8 protein-coding genes are annotated in these 21,043 nt (G+C 63.2%); 3 read left to right on the top strand and 5 right to left on the bottom strand.

The genetic code is table 11. The features are described from left to right. Positions 1-40 precede the first annotated feature (40 nt). The 4 genes from AB7008_RS18000 to AB7008_RS17985 form a co-directional block, all read right to left on the bottom strand. On the bottom strand, positions 41-1,219 hold the full coding sequence (locus AB7008_RS18000) for a polysaccharide biosynthesis/export family protein (protein WP_441259178.1): 1,179 nt from the start codon (positions 1,217-1,219) through the stop codon (positions 41-43). Positions 1,220-1,572: 353 nt separating this feature from the next. Further along, a complete protein-coding gene (locus tag AB7008_RS17995; protein ID WP_304493469.1) occupies positions 1,573-1,785 on the bottom strand; it encodes a hypothetical protein in 213 nt (70 codons plus the stop codon). A 285-nt stretch (positions 1,786-2,070) separates the two neighbouring features. Continuing rightward, positions 2,071-15,705: a filamentous haemagglutinin family protein gene (locus AB7008_RS17990; RefSeq protein WP_441259177.1), complete on the bottom strand. Its 13,635-nt coding sequence runs from the start codon at positions 15,703-15,705 to the stop codon at positions 2,071-2,073. 296 nt (positions 15,706-16,001) lie between these two features. Next, positions 16,002-16,709: a hypothetical protein gene (locus tag AB7008_RS17985; RefSeq protein ID WP_304493467.1), complete on the bottom strand. Its 708-nt coding sequence runs from the start codon at positions 16,707-16,709 to the stop codon at positions 16,002-16,004. A 126-nt stretch (positions 16,710-16,835) separates the two neighbouring features. Between AB7008_RS17985 and AB7008_RS17980 the strand changes: the two genes are divergently transcribed. Continuing rightward, positions 16,836-17,063 carry a hypothetical protein gene (locus tag AB7008_RS17980; protein ID WP_304493466.1) on the top strand — a complete coding sequence of 76 codons (228 nt, stop codon included), beginning with the start codon at positions 16,836-16,838 and terminating at the stop codon, positions 17,061-17,063. A gap of 6 nt (positions 17,064-17,069) precedes the next feature. On the opposite strand, the gene AB7008_RS17975 is transcribed toward AB7008_RS17980, so the two are convergent. Next, positions 17,070-18,572, bottom strand: a complete 1,503-nt coding sequence (locus AB7008_RS17975) for a substrate-binding domain-containing protein (protein ID WP_304493465.1) — start codon at positions 18,570-18,572, stop codon at positions 17,070-17,072. A gap of 556 nt (positions 18,573-19,128) precedes the next feature. Here AB7008_RS17975 and AB7008_RS17970 point away from each other — a divergent pair. Continuing rightward, positions 19,129-20,058: a peptidylprolyl isomerase gene (locus AB7008_RS17970; RefSeq protein ID WP_304493464.1), complete on the top strand. Its 930-nt coding sequence runs from the start codon at positions 19,129-19,131 to the stop codon at positions 20,056-20,058. A gap of 50 nt (positions 20,059-20,108) precedes the next feature. Next, entirely contained in the window at positions 20,109-21,023 is a 915-nt protein-coding gene (locus AB7008_RS17965; RefSeq protein ID WP_304493463.1) for a glycosyltransferase family 2 protein, read from the top strand. The last annotated feature ends 20 nt before the right edge of the window (positions 21,024-21,043 follow it).

Below are 21,043 nucleotides of genomic sequence, written 5' to 3'. Positions count from 1 at the left end.
GCGCCTCCTCCGCCTCCATCATCAGAATGCCCGACCGGCTTCACTGCAGGACGGTGGTCGTCGAGGAGGTCGGCCCCGGGAAGCGGATGTTGTTGACGAGGCTCACTCCGCTCTCTGCGGTCACGAGCGCCGTGTTGATGAAGGTCAGAACCTTCGTGACATCCACTTGCGCCGCGTTGGCGGCGTAGAGCACGTCGAACGGACGCATCGATAACTTGGTGGCGATGAAATATCCGGCCGGATCCTGGAAGTTGACGTTGAAGACGATCGGCACGGAATCGCCGTCGAACTTGGAGCAGTCGACGCCGAGCCGCTGTGCCACCTCGCGCGGCTCACGGCGATAGAGGAAGACCGATGCCGGATCGGCCTGGAGGTCGAGCAAGCCGCGCGCCTTCGCAACCGCTTGCGTGAGGTTGATACGCCAGGCATCGAAATTGAACTCGCCCTGTTGGCCGGTGGCGCCGAACGCGATGAATTTCATCGGCTCGCGGTAGAGATAAAGGCGGTCTCCGGGCTGCACGAAGACGTTGCTCGCCGGGAAATAGACGAGATTGCCGAACGGTACCGTGGCGCGCTTCCCGCTGCGCTCCAGCACGACCCACGTCTCCCAGCCGGCGCCGCTGATGCCGCCCGCGCGCGTGATCGCGTCGGTGATGCGGTCCTGCGCGCCAGCCGACGGCATGGGGAAACGCACCGGCGTCCTGACCTCGCCGAACACGCTGACGAGCGAGGAGCGCTGCTGGCTGGATGTCACCACGACCTGCGGGTCGATCGCGCGCTTCTTGATCTGCGCCAGGATGTCCTCCTGAACCTGCACATTGGTGCGGCCCGCAGCGCGGATCCGGCCGGCATAGGGCACCGTGATGTTGCCGTCGTTGTCGACGGCCTGATCGGGGAGGTTCACGAAATTACCCGGGCGCACGCCGGCTTCCAGCGGCACATAGAGCCCGCCCGCCGCGGCCTCGAAGATCGTGACGCTGATGACGTCGCCTATGCCGAACTTGATGCTCGAGGGCGGACGCGTGTCCGCGAGATTTCCGGATAGTCCGTTGGGCTCGAACTTCTCGAGCACCTGCAGCACCTCGGGATTGAGCTTGACGACGGCAAACGGCAGCGCCGTCGTGTTCTCGTTCCTGATGTCGAGACTTGCCGGCCCCGACATCGGAATGAACCCACAGCCGCCGAGCACGACCGACGAGATCAGGCAGCATGCGATCAACAAGAACTTCCCAAATCGCATGACCGTTCGCTTCACACCAAGCTGACGCACACCTGGACCGGCTTGCGGGACGCCTCGCGGCGGAGCATGCCTCCCGCGCCGCCGGCGCAGGTGATGTGCGGTTCCTGCTGAGTAGACGCTCGGCGCAACGCATCTGCGAAAACGAGCACGACAGACAGCGGGGCTTCCGGGCCACAAATCCCGTGGACGCCGCCGCGTTTCGCGCGGCCGGCGAACCCGGCGGCTTCGGTCAACCGAACGTGTCATCGCCCCCGCAGCTGTCGCTCGGGTGCATCGATTGCTCAAATCGGCGATGACGCGGCGCCCGGCGGCCGAACAGGCCCCGGATCACATCAGTTCGAGGACAACAGCTCGCGCAGGCGCGCGATCTCGATCTGAGTTTCGGAGACCATACGCATCAACAATGCATTCTCGTGCTCGAGATCCCTGATGCGGCGAAGCCGGCCGTCCTCGTCCTGTTTCAGACCAAGATCGTAGACGTTGGCCTTCAATCTAGGCAGCGCGGATTCGGAGCAGACCGGTTCGGTCGGATTCGTCGCGCGCATTTCAACCCCCAAAACAAAATTACAAACAGGCCGTCTCCAAATTGGGACGGACAGCAGCCCACTGCCCGTCTCCCAGAAGCCTGTTGCCGACCTTGTAGGTCTGTTTCTTATCGTTGCTGTGACCAATCCTAAACAAGAAGTCAGATTTCTGGACGAAAAGCGTTCATTCGGTGGCGGGTGTGCTCAGCTTGTCCCGCATCTCGCTCAATCATGATGGATCACGGCGACGTGGAGCTGCCGACCGCGATCGCAAGCCGATCAATCTCGAGTTGAACGCGCAGACCATCACTGCTTGTCGTTCCCCGATGGCGTCGTATCGGACTCCTTCTTGTCGGTCGCCTGGTCATCCTGACCGTCGCCACCGCCATAGCCGATCACCTCGACGATGAAGATCGACCCCTGTCTGCGGGCCCCGGTTGCGGTTGGCGTTTCCGCCGTCTTGGCGGCCGCGCCGGCCGTATTCGAGCCTGCGGTGAGCGCGCCGATATTGGGAACGGATACGGTCGGAATTCCGGTCGTGCTTCCCTGCACCTGGAAATTGCTGGCGTTGGCGATGACGGGTGCAACGAAGACTGCGCTGCCCGAGGCGCGCACGCCGGCGGTGCCGAAATCGATCGTGCCGCGCGGAGCGAGAAGATAAAGCTGGGACGCAGCTGCCGACGACGATGCCTGCAGCGTGCCGATACCCGCGCCGGTCACGAAGCCGCCAAGATCGATCGACTGGTAATCATCCTGATCATACAGCACCTGCAGCGCCGGCGCCGACAGGGTCGTCTTGGAGCCGCGGCCGGCGTCGAGATTGCCGTTGGAGCTCCACATCAGGATGTCGCCGCCCTGGGTCGTGAGCACGCGGCTCGAATTCACCAGCACACTTTGGTCTGTGAAGGTGTTGATCGCGCCGCCGCCGAGGGTGAGGATGCCGATATCCCGCAGCTTCAGCGCCGAGTTGGGTTCGGCCGCAAGCGAGCCGACGATGATGTTGCCGCCCGGGCCGAACATCGAGATATCGCCGCCGAGCTGGGTCTGAACCGTGGCATGCAGCAGGTTCATGTCGCCAGTCTTGACCAGCTGGCTGGCGCCGTTGCTCCCGCTGCCGAGCACGTTTGCCGTGTAGCCCAGTCTCGCCGGGAACATCGTCTCGATCATGCGGTAGCCGCGCTGGGTGTCTGACGACGTGCCGCCCTTCTGGCCGATGCCGACCGCTTTGAGCTCGGCGAAGAAGAGCTGGTCGAGCCGCACGGACATGAGGGGTTGGGACGTGGTGCTCACATCGAAGAAGCTGGCCTGAATCTGGCTGGGCAATACTGTTCTGAAGAATGACCAGACCGCATCGAGCCCATTCTTTGCGAGCACATCAGTGAAACTGTCGAGCTTCGTGCGATCGATCACATTGGCGGTGCCGTCCTGGAACAGATCCTTGAGATTGAGCTGCGCGAGCGCGGTCTTTCCCGTCGACGAATTCAGGTAGCTGGACAGCGCGTCCTGACCCTGTGGCGTGCTGAGATAGGCCGCAATCGAATCCTTCTTAAGATAGCCGGGAAGAGCACCGCTGATGATATCGCGAAGCGCTGCCATATTGAAAGGAAGCGCGGTATTGCCGGCCTTGCCACCGATGACGTAGGCGTCGGTTACAGAAGCGTAGTCGATGCCATATTTGACACCGAACATCGTGACGATGTCGGCCCCCTGCTTGGTGCCGGCGGCGTCCGTCAGCACCGCATTGCGCCTCGGATTATTCGCCGGCCCGAGCAGCGACTGGTTGTAGATGCCGACCGAACCGCCTCCCGTGGTGTTCGAAATATAGGTATTTCCGACCGGCGTCGGGCTGGAATTGCCCACCGACACGATCCCCTCCTGAACCGGAGCCTGGGTCGCATTGTCGAACGCTGCCGGGAGGAACGGGCCGATATCGCCGCCGGCCTGGACCACGAGGAAGCCGGGTCCGGCCACCTGCAAGCCGCCACCATTGCTGAAGCCGGTGTAAGTGATGTTCCGGCCGGCCACGATGGTGCTGACGTCGCTGGTATGGATGTTCTGCACGATGACGTTGAGATCGACGATGTCGCGCCCCGCATAGATGCTGGTCGGGCGATTGATCTCGATGCGCTGATAGACATTTTCAGACGAACTGGTGGTCCTCTTGCCGTAGCTTCCCGTTACCTTGATGTCGCCGGTCACCGCGTAGATCCGCGCGGTCGTGTCGAGACCGTCGGCTACATCGTTCTCATGCGCAAGGATCGCACGGCTCGAAGCCTCGTCGTTGCCGCTATTGGGTCGGAATGGATCGAACGCAGCGTCGATCAGAGACGGCCCGGCGGAAATAAGCGGGCGTGAGATCGATTGCGCCGCCGATGTCTGTGGGTAACCGAACGTGAGGTCGATACTGCCCTGCGCCAGCAGGTTGAAAGTGCCGTGCTCGGACGGGCTGAGCACGATGCCCGGCGCTGGAACCGCAGCCGAAGCACCCGAAGCATTCTGATTCAGGATGTTGCTGATCCCGGTCGTTATCAGATTGCCCTGCAACGCGATGGCCTCGAAGCTCGCAGGGTAAGTCGCCGGAGCCGCCCGAACATTCAGGCTGTTGGCGGGATTGATGGCGATCGCGGTGGGCGCGATATCAATCGTCACGTCGCCCGACTGCGCCACCAACCGAACCTTGCTAGCGGAGCCGTAGGCATCGAAATACAGCGGTATCGTCGGGTCGGGCTTCGCCTCCAGGGGATTCGCCTTGCTTGGTTGCTGGGCGTGCAAGGCAGCCGGGTTGACGACACCCGCCATCGCGATCGAGCCGTTTGCCGTCATCGTGATCTGCCCGGTATCGACAGCAAGCAGCGGAAGGTTCGGAAGCTTGAGCGTGCTGTTCGCGTACCTGTAGATATAATCGTTCTGGCCGATGTCGCCGCCCGCGACGATGCTGGCGTGGCCGGAGCCCTCGTAGAACGAACCGCCCCGGATGTCGCCGCCGGCGCGCACGACCATGTTGCCGCTGCCGTAGAGGTGGGTTACGGGCGTGCTGTTCGCCGACAGGCCGCCGGTGACACGCCCAGTCGTCGGAGCCGACACCGACACATCGAGCATATTGCGCCCGGCGAGAACGCTCACATTTCCGCCTGCGCTCAGGAAGCCTTGCTGGAAGCTGCCATACTGGATCCACCACGCGGTTTGCGAGGCGATCTGCGTTCCAGCCGGCGCGAAGACACCGGCTCCGAGGATCGAAGCACCGGCGCTGGGCGTCACACTGGAATTGGACAGCAGCCAAGGCTGATAGTACTGCGGCACTTTCTTGTAGACCGTGTTGCCGTTCGCATCCTTGATTGCGATCACCTTGGCGCCGCCCACGACATCGCGCTGCGCGTCGATGACGACGTCCCCACCCTTTTCGGGGAAGGCCGCCGCCGTTGGCGGTCCGTAATAGAGCTCAGGCGCGGCCGTGGCAGCCGCATTACCGTACGCCATGAGGCGGGGCTCGAAGAAGCCGTTTGGATCGTTGACGGCGAGGCTCGGGCTGTACGGATTGGCGTAGGTTTCCGTATTGACGCCGGCTGCATAGATCACGCCGGGCGCATCGGTGTCCTTCATGATCACATCGCGAGCGGCCGCGACGGTGATGCTGCCGGTGCCTGTCCGGATCATGGTCGGAATATTGACTGAGACAGGGGTGGTGCTTCCCACCACCTTTTGGTCGTAGCTTGCGTGCTTGTCGACGATGACGTCGCCCTTGTCGTTCGCGAGCGGAACTCTGGCGGTCGGATTGGCGCTCGACACATCGGCGCCCGCGGTCAGGCTGTAGGACCATGACGATGGCGCCGTCACCGCCTTGATGTTCGCCTGGCTGCAGTCGATCGTGCAAACCAGCAATTTGTGCGGGAACAGGTCAGCAGTCGCGAGATCCTGCGAAGTCGGGCTGATGCCGTTGCCGGCGTCTCCGGCCTTGTAGGGCGCGATCAGAAGCGTATTGCTGGTAGGGTCGTTCAAATAGATCGAATTGAAATCGATCGCGCGTGAACCGCCATTTGATGCGAAATAGTCGTTGACCTTGCCCGCGTAGATCGGGTCGAGATAGTTCGCGAACTGGAAGAAGCCATCCGAAATCGAGGCATTGACGTTGATGTTTCCGGCAGCGCGCAGCGAAAGCACGCCGGCGTCGAGACCGCCCCAGGGCGTTGCGAGACGGTAGGTGAAATCTATATAGTCCGAAGCGGGATTGAAGATAGTCGGCGATGGTTTGCCGCGATCGACCACGCCCGCCGCCAGATTCCAGTTGCTGCTGACGGTGATGTCGCCCTTGGAGTTCACCAGGTCGACGCCCGGCTGCACGTGCACGACGTCCGCGCCGAGGCTGTTGACCAATGGAGCAAGTCGCGTGAACAGGTTGGTGAAGCCGTAGCTCTGCCCGTTATAGCTCCACGTCCCCTTGGTGATCTGGGAGATCGTGTCGCCGAAGAAGGCATGGCCCGTGCCGGTGCCGCCGGTAAAGGAGGCAACGCCCGGCTTGCCCTGGTTGGCCGGATCGAACGCCGCGTAAACGCCGCTCGACGTCAGCGGAATGTAGTCGTTTGTGGTTGGCACGAACTGCAGGCTGCCGTTGACCAAGGTGGTCGAGCCCGACATGTTCGATACTTTCGTGAATGTCGCCGTCGCTTGGCCGTTGTTACCGCTGACGCCGAGGGAAACGGATAGCGAGGTGCCATCATAGCCGGTGGAATCAGGCGCGAGCGACAAGGATGCTGAAACGATCTTGACGGTTGACAGCACACGACCGAACAATCCGGTCGCAGCCGGCACGCCCGTGACATTGCCGATTTGAACGCTCGTAACTCGCGTAAGGTAACCGGTACCAGCATCCGTGATGGTGACCGTAGGGTCTCCGCTTGCACTGAACGACACGCGGCCCTGGGCAGTCCTGCCTCCAGGCGTAGCTGGCGGCGGGAATGTGATGGGAATATCGCTCTGACCGAAGTATTGCGACAACGTCGTCGTGTTCGGCAGAAAAGTATCTATCCCGCCGGAGACATTGATAGTCGCGATCTGGATTCCTGCGCTGTTTTTGACCGCGACGGACGTCGGCACGCTGGGAAGCCCCGTTCCACCGCTGATCGTCTTATCAAGCTGAAATCCCGCAACGTTGGTCCAGGTCCCGTCCGTGGCAGGTATCAGATTTCCGTTCTGGTCCACGCCCTTGTACCAGCCGGCCGGATCGATCGTCCCGAACCAGCCGAGGCTCGACCCGTCGATGCCGTAGCGGCCGGCGGTGGTGTCGAACGCGATGAAGCCGTTCACGGCGACCGAGCGCGCGCCGACGATGCTGACCTTTGAGCGATCGTTGATGTTGTTGGTGGCATCGATCACGGCAAGCGCGTCGAAGGTCTTGTCGCCGTCGGCGTAGAAGTTCGTGCCGTGCGTGCCCGACGGATTGGCGACATTGCTGATCGCGGCAATCTTGACGTCGTTGTTGCCATCCAGTGGGGCGCGGAACGTCACGGTGCCGCCGCTCAGGCCGCCCTTGGTGCCGCCGGAGACGTTGATCTGCGTGCCCTGTTGCAGCCAGATTTTCGATTTGGCGTCCCAGCCGATGCCGATGGTGACGTCGCCGCCGCGCTCGTCGGTGTGCGTGGTCGAGGCGTCGATCACGCCGCTGCTCGCGAGGAACACCGAATTGGCGCCGTAGAGCGCGACCTTTCCGCCGGCCTGCCCGGTACCGTCGGGCGTGCTGCCGCCATAGCCGGTGGCATCGATGCGACCGCGAATCTTGACCTGGCCGAACTGCTTGCCTGCATCGCCGCTGTCCCAGGCGGTGTCGTCTGCGGTCAGCGTGATGGCGTTGGCCTTCAGCGTGTGCCCTGCAGTCAATTCGAGATTGCCGGTGCGCGTATGGATGTCGATCGCACCGGTGAGGCCGCCGGCGAGCAGATTGTCCGCCAATGCGGTCAGGTCGGCCGCACCTTTGGTATCGAGCTTGAACCGACCGCCGAGGCCGGGACCGCCGGCGCCGAGCAGCCGGCCGGCGAGCGTCGCGCCGCCGCGGAGTGCGTCCACCTCGATCGACCCGCCATAGCCACGACCGCCGCTCGTCGTCGCGACGTCGATGGTGCTGCTGGCGTCGGTGATGACCTGGCCACCGCCCGTGGCGTTCGTCCCGATGTCGGCATAAAGCACGACCTTGCCGCCTGACAGATAGGTGTCGACGTCCACCAGCGTCTTCTTGTAGCCGCGCGCGGAGAGATATGCACCCGAATTGAGGGTGACGTTCCCCGCGATCGCACCGAGCGTAATCGTGCCGGCCTGCGCCTGAATGGTGCTGCCGACGGCGATGTTCGACGCCGTGACCGTGAGAATGCCGCCGGTCTCGTCGCTGTCGGCAGGCGCAGTTGCGGCCGAGCCGCGCGTCACCGGATCGACGATGGAGATGTCGCCCGACGCCGTCAGGGCAAAACCCTGAGGAGTTCCCGCGGTCGCTCCGGCGACCAGAATACGCGGCGTGCTGACGGTGAGGTCGGTCTTGTCGCCGTTCGCGCCGAGCGTCATCGCGCCGGGGCCTTTGACGACCACGCTGTCGTCGGCCGACCATTTGACCTTGGAGAAACCGGCAATGGTGAAGTTGCCGTTGACAACATTCCCATTGACCCGGCCGCTTCCCAGGTCGATCTCCTTTGCGGCCAGTTCGAGGCTGTTGCCGTTCGCCGCCGGAGCGCTGAAGGACGGGCTGGCCCCGGTGTTCTTGAGCGTGATGTTGTTGCTCGCCGAAATCAGGCCGTCCCGCGTCAGGGTGGCGCCAGCCGAACCCGCAACCGTCATCGTCCCGGCGGATGCGACACTGACCTTGCTGTTGGGATCGAGCGCAATCTGGGTGTTGGCGGCGTAGGTCGTGGCGACGCCGGCGGCGGACGTGACGGTGACGCCGACGCTGAACTGGACCGTCGCGGAAGAGGAAAACGCCAGCACCGTTCCCGCGCGCAGATTCAGGCTCGTGCCGGGATTGAGCACCTCGCTGCCGAGCGCGATGCCGGTGGCATCCAGCGACAGGCCGCGCGCGCCGGAATTGAAATCGCCATAGACCGTAACCGGACCAGACAGCGCGCGCAGGGCCAATGTCTGCACGTCGGCGAACTGGGTGTTGTTGGCCGGCAGCACAAGGCTCTTGCCGGCAACCGCCGTGGCGGCTCCGACGCCGATGCTCGGCGCGATCAGGTTGACCAGATTGGCGTGAAGGTCCGTCGTATTGAGGGCAATCGCGTTGTTGGATGCCGTCGCTTGGAGCGTCAGCGTATTCGTCGAGATCTTGACGCCGTCGGCGATCGCCACCTTCCCGCTGTTGCTGGTGTCGCCGCCCGCCAATGTCAGGCTTCCGGTCACCGGCCCGGCCGGCAGCGTGGCCGATGCGGTCGCGACATCCTTGAATTTGATCGTGAGCGCCGGCGCCGAAACTCCGGTCGCGCTCGGCCCCGTCACCTGCAGCGTCGGGTCGTTGCTCGCCACGAACAAGGCGCCCCGTCCCGGCTGTTGCGCACCGCCGTTGGCGTAATAACCGAGAGCCAGCCGAGCGGGGCTGTTGGGGTCAAGGAGCTTTGCAAGATCGGCACCCACGATCTCCGTTCCGGAGAGCGTCCCGCCGAGGGCAGTGGCAAGACTCTGGGCCGTGACGGGTGCCTGCCCGTCCGACACCACGATGTAATTGCGCCCGAGCCCGGCGTGAACGACGCCCGTGGCATTGATGATGCTGCTGGAATTGATGGTCACCGTGCCGCTACCGGCCTCCGGGACATAGACCGGAAGATCCAGCAGCACGGATTGCGAACCGACCGTCACCGATTGCGTGACTGCCTGCCATTGGCCGACCTGCTGGGCCACGAGCAGGATCTCCGGCGCGCTGAACGTCTCGCCACGCGTATCCACCACGACATTGCTGGCCGTCGGCGCAATCAGCGTGCCCGCGGGGCTATCGCTGCGGCTGCCGCCGATGAGAATGCTCTCGAAGCCGTTGAGCTGGGCAACGTCGAGGCCGACATAGCCGGCCGGAATGTCGTTGTTGACGTATTCGGCATGGCCGAGCACCGCGAGCTTGGGCGCGCTGATATCGAGCTCGCTGCCGCGGCCGGTGTTGCCGCTGCTGTCCCGGCCCGGTTGCGTCAACGCCATGCCGTTGAGCACGATCGACTGCAGCGCGGAGACCGAAAGCCGTCCCGCATCCATCGGCAGCCGCGGCGCCGTGACATTGTTCTTGGCCGCCAGTTGGGCATAATAGGTGTTGGCGCCGTTGAAGCTGTACTCGCTGTATTGCTGCCAGACCGAGCCTGTCTGCACCGCGAACACCGTCTGGCCGGACGACTGCTTTCCAGGCGCGGTCGACTGCGTGTAATGGCCGGTCACCAGAACGGTGCCGTCAGGCAGTTTGGTCCCCGTGGCAATGTTCTTGCCGGTGTTGTCGCTGGAATAGACCACGACACGCATTGCGCCCGGCAGCGTCGCGTAGTGCGCGGGATAAAGTGTATACGTTCCCGCCGAGATGCCGTTGCCCCCGTCGATCGTGACCTGGGTTCCGGCCAGCGGAATCGCGTCGCCGGCGGTGACGGTCTTGCCCGCATCGGCACTGCGCGCGGTGGCAAAATGGATGTCATACGCAGCGATCGGATCGGTCTGCGACGGCAGCAGCGCGTAGACGGTCTGGCCGGAAGGCGTCGTGGTCAGGCTGTCGCGCGAGCCGCCCTTGCCCGCAATCCACTCCATGGCCTGGATATCGCCGCCACCACGCAGGTCGATCGTCGATCCGTCGGCGCGCGTTACGTTCGATCCGGCCAGGATCAAACCCTTCGACGGCGGTTGCGCCAGCGGATTGAGGTTGGCGTTGTAGTACCAGTTGGTGCCGTCGGACGTCGCACCGTAGGGAACGGTCGTGTCAGCCAGCGACACCGAGGTGAGGCTACCGGCCTCCAGCACCACCGACTGCGTGATGATCGGGGACACGGCGCTGTCGGTATTGCCGAGCGCGATCTTGCCGAGCGGCGCGAACAGATTGCCAGCCTGGTCGATGCTGTTTGCGATCACGGTGATGCCGCCGCCGGCTGACAGCGGAATCCCGGTGTAGCTGTTGGCGGGCGCGGCGAACTTGACGTTCCCCGGCGTCTCGATCGTGAAGTTGACGGCGGATACCGGATAGATCCGCTGGGCTGAGAGCAGGAGATTTCCGGTCGAAACCAGCTTGCCGGTGAAACTCGACTGCTCTGTCGGGACGGTCTGCGCGGGATCAGTCTTGAGACCGTTCACAACCTTGAGCGTGCCGAGGCGCAGGTCGCCGCTCGCGATCAGGTTGACCTGGCTGAAGCCCGAGAAGTCGAGACCCGGCAGGGCGTCGCCCGGCTTGAAATTGGACGGTCTTCCACTCTCCAGATCGATCGTCTGTGCGTTCACCGTCAACGTGCTGGTGCCGGCCACGCGGTCCTTGCCGGAGCCGGTGAGCACGACATAGGGCGCCGCAATGCGTGCATCGATCGAGCCGGACCCCGGCGCGCCGATGACACCTGCCGCAATGTGCAGACGGTTGGTCACGGTCCAGTTCAGCGAACTGGAAATCGTGAGCGCTTTCCATGACGGATCGCTGTCGCCGTAGGTGTTTCCGGGCAGGTCGGTGAAGATGCGCGCGGCACCGCCGACAGCCCCGGCTGCGTAGAGATAGACGTTGTCGAACGGCGCGAGCTGATCGGCGGAAACGATGAGCGTCGTCGGCGCGCTGATGGCGCCGGCGTCGCCCTGCTGCAGGGATATGTTCCCGCCGCCAAGCAGGATGGTCCCGCCATTGGCGCGCGCGTCAGCATGCACCGTGCCATCGCCCGCGACATAACGGCCGCCGGCCGCGGCGAAGCTGCCGCCCCAGGAAAATCCGCTGACGTCTGCGCTCACTGTGCCGGCGTCGCTCCAGGACCATTGCGACGTCGTCGCGCCGCGCGCGCCTGCCACCTGGATGTTGCCGGCCGCGCCGGAGACGTCGACCACCGCCCCCGCATCGGCGACAAGGTAGCTTTGCTGCGGAGTGCCGGCGGAGCCAGGAGCGCCATAAGTGAAATAGAACTGGTCCTTGCTGGAATCACCTGTCGGGTCTTTGTATGTGTCGACCGTGGTAATCGCTCCGCCTTCCACCGCGAACGTACCGCCGGCGATGTAGCTGCCGCTCGTCCTTGGACCGTTCACCGTCCCGAACAGGGAATTGGCGACGAATGTCCCGGACAGGTCGATCTTCGCGTCGGACGAAAGATGCGTCGCCAGCGAGTTGATGAAGACGGAGCCGCCATGGTCGATGATCGTGCCACGCAGCTCGACGGACTGCGCTGGGACGCTCCAATCCGGATTGCTTGGCTTTGGACTGGTAGATGTCGACCCGCTGCGATCTTTTGTAACCGCAGCCAGCGTGATGCTCGCCTTGGGATCGGTGATGATCTTCGAACCCGTATCGAGCTTGATTTTGTCGGCCCTGAGCGTGAGATCGACCGGTTTGCGCCGGTCGTCCGCAAGCAGTGCCAGTTGCGGCGCGGGCTGCTGGCCGAGCTTGGTCCCGGTCGGCGTCGCGGTGTAATCGGCGAGACTCGCCAGGTTCTTCTGCTGAAGGGTCAGGCTGGTCCCGGCCGAGACGATGATTTGGGCGCCCGCGCCGGACCAGTCGTCGCTCACCGTCTCGATGATGTAGGAGCCGAAGCCGCCGCTCGTCAGCAACGAGACAGGCAGCGTGCTCGCTTGGCCGCCGATCCGGATCGACGACGTCTGACTATCCTCGATCCGGATGGTGCCGGTCGCGGCAATCCTCAGGCTCCCATTGCTCTCGAAGCCGTAGCCGCGCAGAGTGCCGTCGAGCCCGATGACAGCCGGCGTCGCTAGATTTGGCGTTGGATGATGTGGGCCATTGATATCCTCCCACTCCTTACCCGAGTACAGGGCGAGCGAAATGCTGCCGGCCTTGCCAGCCATGACGCCGGTGGCTGCGGTCTTGGCCTTACCCTGCGGCGAGATGTAACCGCCACTAGATACATCAACGACGCTACCGTTTGCCAACAATATGCTTCCGGTCGCGTCCAGGTAGCCACCTGCGACAGCTGTGCTGTCCTTGGTTGTGGTAATCGAAATCGTGCCGCCATTGATGAAGGCAGGACCAGCCGCGTCAACTCCCGCCACCCTCCCGATATCGTTTACCAATCGACCGCTGACATCGATCGTGCCCTCGACGAAAATGTTCGCGGCGATCGTGTGACCCGATTGATCGGTTGGGGCCTTGAACAAAGAACTGAATTTGCCTCCAACCGAGATACGATCCGTTGAAAGGCTGACGCTTCCCCCTGCCGCCGAAACCGTTCCAGCGATATCGATCGCTCCACCCGCATTGACAGAGAGGCTGCCGCCGGCCGCGAGATTGAGCATGCTGCCACTCGACAGCACGAAATCGTTCGCCGTCACCTTCAGCGAGCTCAGGCCGTAACCCGACAGGATGTCGGCCGACAGATTCGTCGTATAGGTGCTTTGCGTCGTGTAATTGGTCGATGCCGCCGCGCCGATCTGCACGCTTGACGGCGTCGTCAGCTCGAGTGAGCCCTGCAACGGCAACTGCCCACCGCTGATCTGGCGCTCGCCGGCTGTCGAGCCGAAATACATCGTCCCGAGCAGCGCCGGGTTGACGGTCACGACGCTTACGCGTCCGGCGTCATGCCCCTCGGTGAAGCCTGCCGAATAGATCTGGGTCGGCGTGGACCAGGTTTCCGTGACGCCCCAGCGCGCATGCTTGACGATGAACTGGCCCGCGATCCCGACATAGGTCACGTTCGGGTCGGCGTTGGTCATGCTGTAGATTCGGCCGTCGCTGCCGATCAGGCGCGTGGTGTTCACCATGCCGGGCAGGAACTTCACGCTGCCGCCCGCGACATTCATGATCGAGCCGTCGGTCTTGACGCTGGCAGCACCATTGTTGGTGGAGAGGTCCGTCGTCAAAGACACGCTGCCGCCGACGGTCATCAACTGGTAGATGCTGCGCGGGACCTTGGCGACATAGCCGCTGGCGTCCGCGAGCGGCGTTCCCACCCACGTGGTGCCGTCGCTGCGGGTGCCGGTGTTGCGGATATCGATGTACATCGTCTGGCCGTACAGCGCACCGTTGCGCTGCAAGGGCATGTCGGCGAACTCGGCGCGCGGCTGGAACGATATGATGTTGTAGCTCGCCGGCAGCTCGACGTTCTGGAGCCCGGCGACGTCGATCGTTGCCCCCGGCGCGAGCAGGACGGACTGCGCAGCGTTCGAGTTGGGAAGGACGCCGCCTTCGTTGCCTCCGCTCGTGCCGACCCTGCCCTGCTGGAAAAGGTTTGGTACGTCGCCGGTCGGAAAGAGCTTCGCGTTGAGCGAGACCTGCGCCGATGGCGCCGAGATCAGCCCGCTCGATCCGACCGTGACGTTGGTTTGCGCCGACGCCTCGATATAGGCCGGCGTGAAGCTCTGCGTGCTCGCCAGTCCCGCCGCGCCGTCGTCGACCGGCAGGCTCGAGATCACGCCGTTCATGGTGACGCTGGTCGCCGCGCGCAGCAGCACGAAGCTGTTGCGGTCGATACTTGTATCGACCGAGATCACGCCCTGGATCAGTTTTCCGGCGCTGTCGGCCAGGTCGTGACCGCTCGCATCCTTGGGATTGCCGATCGCAACCGTATCGCCGTTCATCACCACGATGCCGCGAGAGGCGTCGATCAGGCCGTCGTGAGCGACGGCGCCGGTGCCCGGCAAGTAGGTATTAGTTTTGGGATAGCCGAAAGGCGCTTGCGGGTCGTCCGGGTTGTACACCGACGCAAACTGCGACAGCCTGAATTCGGTGCCGCGGAACTTGATGGTGTTTCCCTTGTCATCCTTGCCCAGCACACTGTCCGGCAGCAGCGAATAGCCGTTCGGAACGACATCGATCGTTCGCGCCGCGACCATAGCGACCTCGCCGCCCTGCGCCGTGATGGATCCGGAATTGTAGACGTTGGCGCCGAACAGATAGACCGAGCCGGGCGACCCAAGCGAAACCTGGTCGGACAGGATATTGCCGGTGATGGACGCGCCGCGCTCGACCTTGATGTCGCTGGCGATCAGCTTGGTCGCCGCGCCGCCGTCCTTGTCATAGATCGAGAACGAGTTGAGATCGGCAATGCCGTTGTTGAGAAAAAACTGGTCACGCGTCGCCAGATCGCTGCCGAGCTTGCCGACGTCGAGGCTGGACGCGATCAGCGTATGAACGTTGACCTGCGAGCCGGCGCCGAAGATGATGCCGTTGCGGTTGATCAGGTAGACGCCGCCGATGGCATTGATCTGGCCGAGAATGCGGCTCGGCGAGGCGCTGGGATCCTGCACCCGGTTCAGCGCAATCCAGTCCGATGCGGACTGCCTGAAATTGACGGTGGTGTTGGCGCCAACGTTGAATGTGTCCCAGTAAAGAATGCTCTTCTTCTGGGTCTGCTGGATATCGACCGAGACCTTCGAGCCGCTCGTCGTCTGCTGCGGCAAATTCGCGCCAAGCCATTTGGAGGCATCGGCCTTGATGCCCGCCAATGGATCGCCCGCGGTGCCGCCGAACGGCATCAATCCGCCCGGGGTCAATCCATTCGGGACGGACGACGCCGCGGCCTGGGCGGCGGCGGCGGCATCCGACTGGAGCTTGCGCGCGGCGGCAAGCGCCGCTGCCGCGCGGGCAAGCGAGGCCTGGGCCTGTGTCGCTGCGCCGGCAGCCTGCTGCGCGGCCAAAATCGCCGCCTGTTGCGCGGCCGCCGTCGGCACCACCGTGCTGGCACCGGGCGTGAGGCTGCGTGCATGGCCGAAGCCGCCCGCGACCGACAGCGCCAGCAGGCTGACGCCGCAAAGCAGCGTCCGTTCAAACGCACGCCGCATCCCGGGGGGAGAAACAAGGATATCGCGATGGGGCACGCTGCGGCACTTTCTGATTGCAAGTTCCAGTCGAGCACGCCGCTGATGCAGGCGCACTCGCGCCCCGCATTTACTTTTCGTTTACTAACATTCATATGTCAGATTTGTAGCATTGACGCACTATGTGCATCTGGGACATCGCGTTCTACCACCCGAAGCGCGGCAAAATCGCTTCAATTTCAGCAAGAAAGCGTGCAACGCATTATGTTATTGTTTGTTGTTAACGCGATATCGCTTCGATGCGAGCTGCGGCGGTCCGGCCGAATGACCCTAAAGCATGATGAGATTGGGCTGCCCTAGCGCTGGCCCTGGTTGGCAAACGGGCTAAGCAGACCCGGCGGCAGCTTGAAATTTGCCGGCTGCGCGCTCTTGTTGATCGTCAGGTTCTTGCTGGCGCCGGGGTGGGCGTCGGAAGCCGGGGTCTGCCCACCTCGCTGAGGCGGCACCGGCATGGCGACCGGAACGGGCGGCGGCCCCGCAAGCACTGGCCCGCCCGCAACCGCACCGGCCTTCATGTCGGGCGACGGGATGTCCAGCACGGTAGTATCGAGGCCTCTTGCGAACTCCACCTGGCGCCGCTCGACCGCCCGAAGGGTCCATCCCTTGTGGTTTTCGCCTGCTTTCAGCCGGACCACGGACTTGCTGGCGGAATCAATGAACAAGCCGATCTTTTCACTGCCGACGATGGTGCCGAGCAGAGAGAGCTGCGGCCTCTCGGGTTCGGCCGGCGGCGGCGGAGGTGCTTGCACGGGCGCCGACACGACAACCGGTGCAGGCGCCGGTGGCCGTCGCGTCGGCGCAAACAGCGGCCGCTCACGGCTGGCCGTCAAACGGCCGAGCGGGATAGCCCACAGCGGGTTGTCGCTGAGCGCGCGTTGTGCCGGTGGAGGCGCCGGCGCCCGCTCGACGGTCGCGGGCGGCGGCACGGCGGCGGGAGCTGGGGCCGGGTCGGCCGGCTTCGTGGCAAACAGATCGTCGCGCGAGTCGGCGGAGGGAGAATCCATCGATCCTGGCGCGCTGACGGCGAACGCCGGGACGCTTCCCCCGGCAAGGACGCCAGCGAGCAAAGCAATGAATAGGCGCATCGACATGGCACGGCCGTCCCTGATCGGACCCGAGCGATAACCGTCATGAATATCAATCATGTGACATTTGCGAGCAGGGAACCGATGCGCCAGGCCGGTCCGCGAGATCGCAGGGCATGGGGAGATCAATGTGCGCGCGCCCTATCGTCCGCCGCCATCACATCTACTTGCGGCACGATGTCGGATCAAAGCCGGGCACGTTTCAAAAAAATGCACCCGGCAAAAATGCCGGGTGCACAGAGTTTGTCGATCATCGATCAGGCTGAGACCTGACAGCGATCAGTAAGCACCGACCTTGCCGGTGCAGCCGCTGCCGTTCAGACCGTTAACCGGGTCGTTGAGGAGCGTGTAGATTTCGCCCTGCCACACGCCGGGAACCTGAGCGAAGCCGTTGTCGTTCATGATCGCAGCCGACCCGCTACCATAGACGTAGTCGAGGAAGGTCTTGAACCAGATGAACGCGTTGTTGCCGTTGGAGTGCGTCTGGTAGCACTGATAGACTTCGAACCAGGAGAAGCCGGAGATCGGATACGAACCGGCAACCACCGGGTTCGGATTGACACCCTGCAAGCTCCAGGTCAGCGGGTTCGGACGGCTGACGCTGTCGAACTGCGGAATGGAGGTTGCCATCGCCTTCTGCGCACCCTGGAAGGTCGGCGGCTGGAACTTGCCGGTCGCGCCGGTGATGTCCCACTGCGACTGGAGGTTGGCAGTCTTCAGGCCACCGGCCTTGACGGGCAGCCAGAAGTCCTGGGAGGCGTAGCCGATCGCACCGTTCGTCGAGGTGACGAGGGTGACGAGGGCGCCGCTGCCCGAGGCGTTGGCGAAGGTGCCGGGGCTGGTCACCGCGTTGCCGCACTGGTCGGTCGGGAACTGATCCGGCCAGTTCAGCTGGTTCGCACCGCGCGCGAGAAGCGGGGTGGTGCAGGCCTGCGAGCGATCGGTCCAGGGGAAAGCGTACGACACGACGGTCGCGTCGCTTTCGCTGTTCGGTCCGAACTCGTAACGGCACTGCTCAACCAGCGCGTTGGACAGCAGGAAGGTGGTGCCGCTGCCGTCCTGACGATGCACGAAGGTGATGTTGCCGGTGCCGAGCGTGCCACCGTTGAGCGCGGTCAGGATCGCGTTGTTCCACTTGGTGATGTGGCCCGACGCGATGCCGCAGAACGCGTTACGCGACAGGTTGAGGCCGCTGCTGCCGCCAGCCGGGGTCGCCGGCAGAATGTTCAGGGTGGCGCCAGCGCCGTCCTTGCCGTTCAGACCAAACGCAACGGCGCCGACGACCGCGGGAATCTGGATGAGATTGCCGAACTTCGACTGCGGGCTGGAAGCGCCGCCCGTGTTCCAGGCGGTCATGTCGGCCGCGTTGACGACGTCGTCGCTGCCGATGAACTGCACGCCATCATAGTCGGAGATGTTGTTGATGCCGAAGTTGCTGCTGGTGTAGGCGGGAGCGGAAGACGAAGGCGTTCCGATCTGGGTCTTGTCGTTGGTGCGCAGCACGGTCTTGCCGTTGCCCGAACCGGTCGCGGCGTAGAGAATCGCGCCGCCGATGCCGCTGGTGTTGAAGCCACCGCAGCTCGCAGCCTTGGCCATCGGGCCGGGCTTGCCGGAGCTGCCCTGGGCCTGGGTGTAGATGCAGTCCATCAACTGCCGATAGACGATCTGCGGGAACGTCGCGCCCGCACCAAACGCAACCGACTGCGCCTGAGCGGACTCGGAAGCAACGCCCATCGCAGCGAACGCGACCGATCCCAAAAGTAAAGTCTTCAAGTTTCGCATAACCTCAGTCTCCCTGTTTGGATACCCCAAGCCTGCTACGATCAGCAGCCGGGCCCCGGAGCGAGGCGGACGCTATCGGCGGTATGTGAGACTTTGATTGTTGTTTTGTGAATTATGATACTCATCCCATCTACAATGAGATCGATCCCTATGCCGACCTGACGACAAGCTCAGGATTTCACGAGTAAACGCATGGAATTCTCGCCCGCGCCAAATGTTATCCACGCACCAAATCGCATCGTAAAATATGTGGACGCCGTCGGATCAGACGCTCGCGCGCATTCTGAATGCATGAAGCGCGAACATCGCGGCGCAATCGACCCGCCCTGTAGACAACCATCTCTCTACGACGCGCCGTGAGCAAACGACGGTGACGCCGCCGACCCGCTTTCACAGACCTGTCTTGTCGACATCACATCACCGTTAATGTCGCATCGTTAAAAGGCACCCCGGCAATCCGATCACTCCGCACATGATGCGTCGTATCACGACAATATCGTTCGCCATCGTGTGAGTGCTGCGCGGATAAGACCACCAAGCAGGAAGGATCTACGAAATGAGCGCTCTGCCCGGTTTCCGCATGCCTTACCGTGCAATGACGGCACGCGCCGGCTTAGCTACCGTCTGGCTGGCTGTCATGCTCGGCGCCGGAGCACCGGCATTTGGCCAATCGCCGTCGGCCGATCCCGTTGTCGCCGTCGTCAACGGAAGCCCGATCCATGAGAGCGATCTGGAGCTGGCGGACGAAGTCATCGGCCGAAACCTGCTGGTTCAGGACCCCATCGAGAGGCGCGAAACCCTCCTGAAGATGGTGACCGACGCCGTGCTGCTCGCGAAGGTGGCGACCGATCGGCACATAGAAGACCCGGCCGATCTTCAGCGCCGCGCCATTTTCGCGCGCAATCAGGGCCTCACCAATCATCTTCTGACTGTCGTTGGTCAGCAGGCGGTGAGCGAGGAGGCCATGCGCAAGGCATATCAGGAGGTCGTGCTCAACGGGGTGACAACCGAGCCCGAACTGCATCTGCGCCATCTCGTCGTCATGATCGTTCCGCCCGCGGACGATGCCGCGGTCAAGGCGGCCGAACAAAAAGCCAGGGCGGCGATGGACAGGATCAACAAGGGCGAGGACTTCACAGCGGTCGTAGCCGATGTGTCCGACGACCCCGTCACCAAAGCGAGGGGTGGCGACTACGATTGGCGGCAGCGCGGCGAAATGGGCAAGGAATACGCCGACGTTGCGATCAAGTTGAAGAAGGGCGAGGTGTCGCAGCCGTTCAAGACTGCAGTTGGCTGGCATATCCTCAAGCTCGAGGATACGCGGCCACGTAAACCGGCCGACTACGACAAGATCCGTGATCGCCTCGCTGCGATGGTCGCCTCCGCAGCGCAGATCGAGCTCGTGGACAAGGTACGCGCCGAGGCGAAGATCGAGCGCATGGACCAGATTCACAAAGCAGACAAGGAAGGCGCCAAAGTCAGGTAGCGCCCCTGCCCTGCCTGCCAATCCCGCGATATCCCGGCAGTGAGTAAGCTATGGGCCTTGCCGTCATCATCCTGACGCACAACGAAGAGCGCCACATCTTGCGGGCTCTCGCCTCGGTTGCCAAGATTGCAACCGAGGTTTTTGTTGTCGACAGCTTCTCAAGCGATCGAACGGTCGAGCTGGCGCGCGCTCAAGGCGCGACCGTATTGCAGAACCGGTTCGTCAACTACGCGAAGCAGTTTCAGTGGGCGCTCGAGAATGCCCCGATCACCGCCTCGTGGATCATGCGGCTCGATGCCGACGAAATCATCGAAGCCGATCTCGGCGCCAGAATTCGCGACGAACTGCCGCGCCTGAGCAACGAGGTTGTCGGGATCAACCTCAAGCGCAAGCACATCTTCCTTGGCCGCTGGATTCGCCATGGTGGCCGCTACCCGCTCCTCCTCTTGCGGATCTGGCGCCGCGGCCACGGCCGCATCGAAGACCGCTGGATGGATGAGCACATGATTCTGTGGGGCGGCCAGACCGTTACATTCGATGGCGGGTTCGCCGATCACAATCTCAACGATCTGACGTTCTTCACCGACAAGCACAACAAATACGCCACACGCGAGGCAATCGACGTGATCAACGAGCGTCATCGTCTGTTCGGGCGCGACGTCGATCTGATAACGGAGGAAGGCTCGCGCCAGGCGGCCATCAAGCGCTGGATCAAGGAACGGCTGTACAACCGTATCCCTTATCAAATCAGCGCTCCCGCCTATTTCCTGTTTCGCCTGATTTTCCAGCTCGGTTTTCTCGACGGCAAGGAAGGCCTTGTCTATCACGGATTGCAGGGTCTCTGGTATCGCTTCCTTGTCGGCGCAAAGGTGGAAGAGCTGGAAGCCGCCATCTCTCATCTGAAGGATCCGGCGGAAATGCGCGCGGAGCTGCGACGCCTGACCGGCCTTGTCATCGAGCTCTGATCACCATGCGCTCGAACGCC

Source organism: Bradyrhizobium sp. 521_C7_N1_3 (assembly GCF_052075975.1).
Taxonomy (GTDB): Bacteria; Pseudomonadota; Alphaproteobacteria; order Rhizobiales; family Xanthobacteraceae; genus Bradyrhizobium; species Bradyrhizobium japonicum.
This window is presented reverse-complemented; position numbering and strand designations above follow the sequence as displayed.

What these genes read in the sequence shown, in the direction of transcription:
- AB7008_RS17965 (WP_304493463.1), top strand. Translation starts at nt 20,109, where the DNA reads ATGGGCCTTGCCGTCATCATCCTGACGCACAACGAAGAGCGCCACATC.
- AB7008_RS17980 (WP_304493466.1), top strand. Translation starts at nt 16,836, where the DNA reads ATGAATATCAATCATGTGACATTTGCGAGCAGGGAACCGATGCGCCAG.
- AB7008_RS17975 (WP_304493465.1), bottom strand. Translation starts at nt 18,572, where the DNA reads ATGCGAAACTTGAAGACTTTACTTTTGGGATCGGTCGCGTTCGCTGCG.
- AB7008_RS17970 (WP_304493464.1), top strand. Translation starts at nt 19,129, where the DNA reads ATGAGCGCTCTGCCCGGTTTCCGCATGCCTTACCGTGCAATGACGGCA.
- AB7008_RS17985 (WP_304493467.1), bottom strand. Translation starts at nt 16,709, where the DNA reads ATGGATTCTCCCTCCGCCGACTCGCGCGACGATCTGTTTGCCACGAAG.
- AB7008_RS17995 (WP_304493469.1), bottom strand. Translation starts at nt 1,785, where the DNA reads ATGCGCGCGACGAATCCGACCGAACCGGTCTGCTCCGAATCCGCGCTG.